At 63.9% G+C, this 4,307-nt stretch carries 3 protein-coding genes; 1 reads left to right on the plus strand and 2 read right to left on the minus strand.

Translation table 11 applies throughout. From position 1 onward, the window contains the following. Positions 1-243: 243 nt before the first annotated feature. Positions 244-2,487 (minus strand): hypothetical protein, encoded by a 2,244-nt coding sequence (locus tag GY937_02360; GenBank protein ID MCP5055547.1) that lies wholly within the window; start codon positions 2,485-2,487, stop codon positions 244-246. Positions 2,488-3,253: 766 nt separating this feature from the next. On the opposite strand from GY937_02360, the gene GY937_02365 reads away from it, so the two are divergent. Beyond that, positions 3,254-3,520, plus strand: coding sequence for a hypothetical protein (locus GY937_02365; GenBank protein ID MCP5055548.1), 267 nt, complete (start codon positions 3,254-3,256; stop codon positions 3,518-3,520). Here the strand turns inward: GY937_02365 and GY937_02370 are convergent. Then, the gene (locus GY937_02370) at positions 3,502-3,780 is read right to left on the minus strand and encodes a helix-turn-helix transcriptional regulator (protein MCP5055549.1); all 279 of its coding nucleotides are present in this window, start codon (positions 3,778-3,780) and stop codon (positions 3,502-3,504) included. The genes GY937_02365 and GY937_02370 overlap by 19 nt on opposite strands. Positions 3,781-4,307: the final 527 nt, after the last annotated feature.

The raw sequence follows: 4,307 nt of genomic DNA on the forward strand, positions 1-4,307 counted from the left end.
GGAAATCCGCATGCTGCGTTCGATGTGGCGGGGGCTGGAAACGGAGTCACGGTGGGGTCTACACGGGCACGAACGGGGAAACCCGGGATACAGACAAGGCCACCGCCTTACGGACCACCGCGCCAGCCCTCGACCCTACCAACGCGATGAATTCTGAGGACAGACAGGCTCGGCGAGCTGGTGGAGGCGGCGGGGCGCGTCTATTCGCGAAACCCCGGCGGATTGGAGCCCCGCTTCAGTCTCCTACCACCACTTGTGCGGCAGGCGGTCGTCGACCGGGTCCGCCGCCTGCTCGCCGATCGCGTAGCCGAGCCAGCGGTAGGCTTCGAACTGACTCTCGTCGAAGAACTGGTCGGCTGTGGACTCGTCCGGGAACTCCTTGTTTGCACGCTTGTAGCCACGGACGCGCAGGGCCAGCTCCTTCACGAAGGTGCTCTTCACGTAGACGATACGGCCCTTCGTGCCATCGTTGTAGCGGATCAGGCCCTCGGCGAATCCCTGCTTGGCGCACTTCGCCCGGGCGATTGCGTCCTCCCGATCCCCTTCTTTCGGGACCATCTCCTCGATCTCGCCTTCATCGAAGTTGAGCCGGGCGCCGAAGTCCTCGCGGATCCGCTCACCGGCGTTGCGGAGGTCCGCGAAGGCGAACCCGGGATCCGCGGCGCCATCGATCGCGAGGATGAAGCCGCATTTCCGCCGCACCAGCTCGTAGACGCCCAGATTCTCGAAGTGGCCTCCATCGCTGATCTCCAGGTGGCCACGCCTCTCCATATAGCCGTCGGAGGCGACTTGGTAGTACGCAGCCTTGAAGTGGCTCGGGGTTCGCGCCTTCTGATTCGGCCGGCTCGGGTGGGGAATCCAGTAGCCGAGCCGAATGTTGAGGAGGTTCATGAGCACCGCCACCGCCTTCTGCCGCATCGGGCCAACGCCCCCGACGCCGGTGTTCGGATGGGCGGCCGCGCCGGAGATCGCCATCGCGCTGGCGAGCGTGATGTTGTCCCTGGCGAATTCGCCCGTCTGTCGATACCCCGTGGCATCGCTGCCGCAGTAGCGGGGCGCCAGCAAGAAGCTGTCGCCGCCACGGATCTGGAACTTGCGGCGTGGCGAGTCCACCAGCACGACATTGGTGTTGATCAGGTGGTAGGGGCCTCGGCAGGGCTCCCGCTCCTCCGAACCGCGGTCAGTCTCTTTGATCGCAGCGAGGTCGCTCAGGCGAAGCACGTCGGCGGCCAGGGAGGGACCGGTCTTGTTCTTGAGTGCGTCGGCCGGCTCGGGCATAAAGGTCTCCATCAGCCGATCGCGGTAGAAACGGCGCATGCCGACGAGGTTGAGGTTGGAGAGGAGACCGACCAGCACCGCCACGGCTACAGCGGCGCCCACGACAAGCATCCCGGGGATTTGGAGCGGGTAGACCTCCACGACGCTGCCCCCGAACCAAAGGGAGGCCAGCTGATAGGCGAGAATCAATACCCCGTAGAGCAGGAGTGCGGCTCCTACTCCTGCGATCACGCCGAGTGGAATCCCGGATTCCCCGTCGTCGCCTCCCTTGAACGTGGGTATCGCGGAGAGCGAGCCGAGAAGAAAGGAAATGACCCCGGCAGCCGTCGCGTATTTGTCGATTAGGCCGACGACGAACGGGAGCGAGGCGAGCACGAGCAGGGCGAGGACCGCCTTGAGCAGTACACCCGAGAACTTCTCGAAGAGCCTGCGGTACCAGTAGCGGAACCATGGCGGCAGATTGCGCACCCAATAGGTGGTGACCGCGAAGCCCAGAGACAGGCAAGCGAAGATGAAGATGAGGAGCCCAACGAGCCACCGGGCCATCCGTAACGGATCCGCGGGGTCCTTTGTCCAGACGAGGGCTCCGTCCTCGAAGGATCGATCGAACACGAGGAAGACGACGAAGACGGCGGCGAGGATCGGTAGCCAGACGGTCAGGTTCACGATGATTCCGCGCAGAACTACCCCCAGGCCGGATAGGAGCGTGATGCGCTGGCCCGGCGTGAGGTATTCGCCGTGCGCGCGCAGGTAGGCGAGCAGCTTCTTCTGCCATCCCGGGCGATCCGCAGCGTCCGAATCCGGATCGGCCGTGCCGTAGGGGAAGCTACCCCGCTCGAGGCCCAGCTCCGGAATCTCGTCCGGACGCTTATGAGCGAACTGGTCTCTCAGCAGCCAGCTCAGCGAGGCGCCCAGATAGCCACCGCCCGAGACGGTCGACAGGTAGTCGAAGCGTTGCAGCAACCCGCGTTCGCCGAGCGCCTGGAGCACGCCGAGTGCGAAGGTCGCCGAGCGGATGCCCCCGCCAGAGATGGCCAGCCCGGCGACGTCGCCCGCCACTGGCGTCTTGTCCGGATAGACGCCGCGCCGCCTGGCCATCTCCTCGCGTTCGGCTTTGAGGACGTCCGCTTTGGCGTCCTTCCAGCCGATGGGATCGGCGCCGCTCTTCTTGTCGCGTTCCTTCCACTCGTAGAAGGTCTCCTCGCCCATCGAATGTCCCCTCCATCCCTCGCTGGCTCGTTCGACACAGTACCGTGGTCAGGCTAGGCCACTACTACACCTGCATCGATCGCGATGACAAGAGCTTTCGGGCCGCGGATAGCTTTCGCTAAGAGACAGTTCCTGGTTTCAACCTAGGCCGCCCTCGCGGCCAGGTACTCCTTCTTCCTCTTTCGCATGATACGCATCTCGATCTTCTCTCGCTCCGATACTACCGCGTATTTCCGACCGAAGTAGGCATCCGCGAGCGTCACGTTGTCGAGCACGCCCAGCCGGTGAACCGCTCGGTCAACTCGTCATAGATGGAAGATCCTGCCTTCGACATTCGAACAAACCCGCGACGGGACCGCCTTCTCGACAGCTACCGGAGACGACAGAGTTCTACAGTCAGTCTGCAGTGCAAGGGGACCCGGCGGAAGGGGCGTTGGTCTCGCGGCGAAATGAGCCGCTCCTGAAGCGGCGGCCCGTGTTTCCGCGCGCTTTGGCCACGGACTTGTCATTGTGCCGCTATCGACCGTATGCGTCTGGATCTGCACAGGCTATCGCACTCCTCGGCGGGCGGGAAGAACCCGAGTCGAGGGGCGGCGGTGCCAACCGATAGATCCGGGCATGGAACCGTCCGTCAAGGAGTTCGCGATGTTGCCGACAGTCCGCCGGCTGGACCAGCTTCGCCGGTACATCACAAGGCATCAAGCTCGACCCATCTTCGGGGGATAGCCGGTGCGGTCATGGGTTCCCGAAATGTTATGCTGTTCCGATGGTGGGCGACGAACAGGCGGCAATCCACAGGTGGACCGTGGTTCTTGCCGCGGGCCAGTTTGAAACGCCAGGCACCGCTCTGAGGGCGGTGATCGCCTCGGTTGTTGGCAGAAGCGGCCTGGTCACCGGGCCGGAAGAATCTCCGGACGGCGCGCTGGTATTGCTCGTTCCCACGAGCCTCCGCACGCGAGAACAGGTTGAGCGCAAGCTTCGCGACGACGGCATTGAGGCGGAAGTCCTGCCGCCTCAGCCGGAAAGAACCTGATGTACGACCCCCCGTCCGAGACTGACCCTTTGACGATCACCGCCGGCCACCACCCGGCCGTAGTAGCTGACCCTGGGCATGGTGTGGCCGTTCTCCCAGTTCAACACCGTGAACTCGTCCACCCCGAGTTGGGCAGCGAGCTCTGCTTGGTGGAGGCCAGCTTCTAGCCGCTTGGCCTTGACATGCTCGCCGAGTGTTTTGGGTCCTTCTGGAAAAGGACCTGGTTTCAGGCACTTACGAGTCAGGCGATGGAATGGCAAGAAGGCAACGCAGCCCTGAGGAGCGACGGAAGCCGAGAACTGGAAACAAACAGGCGTTCGGGGTCCATTCGGACCCTCCCGAGGTGCAAATACTTCGCTGACAAACGCGCACCTCTACTGCCCGGAAGCAGGAGTGTGTAACGAAAACTGGGCGGTTGTGACGCTGCGGAGGTGCGCAGAGCCGGGCAACAGGAGGCACCTGCGACGGAGTTCTCGCCCAGTCCTGCCGCAGTATCGACGCGGCCTCGAACTCACCCGTCGTCCCGACAGCGACTGTTGCCGCTCGGGCGGGCGCACAGGTCGTCCGAACCGCGCTCAGGGCGAGCTAGCGTCGGCAGGCCTGTGCCGATGTGACGCGGACCTCAGTGATCGAGGCCTTCCATCCTATTGTAGACGCTCACTCAGAAGCGTAGAAATCTGATCATTTGGCCGGGGGGCGACGCAGCCCGCCGTTCCGGATTCCGATTCAGATCTTCCGGGTCGAAAGGTCCTTGACCCAGGGCGAACGCCCTCCCGGCTCGACCGGA

Source organism: bacterium, from assembly GCA_024228115.1.
Classification (GTDB): Bacteria; Myxococcota_A; UBA9160; order UBA9160; family UBA6930.

Bases quoted from the DNA above. Each gene is read 5' to 3' on its own strand.
- GY937_02360 (MCP5055547.1), bottom strand. From the start codon at position 2,487: ATGGGCGAGGAGACCTTCTACGAGTGGAAGGAACGCGACAAGAAGAGC.
- GY937_02365 (MCP5055548.1), top strand. From the start codon at position 3,254: ATGGTGGGCGACGAACAGGCGGCAATCCACAGGTGGACCGTGGTTCTT.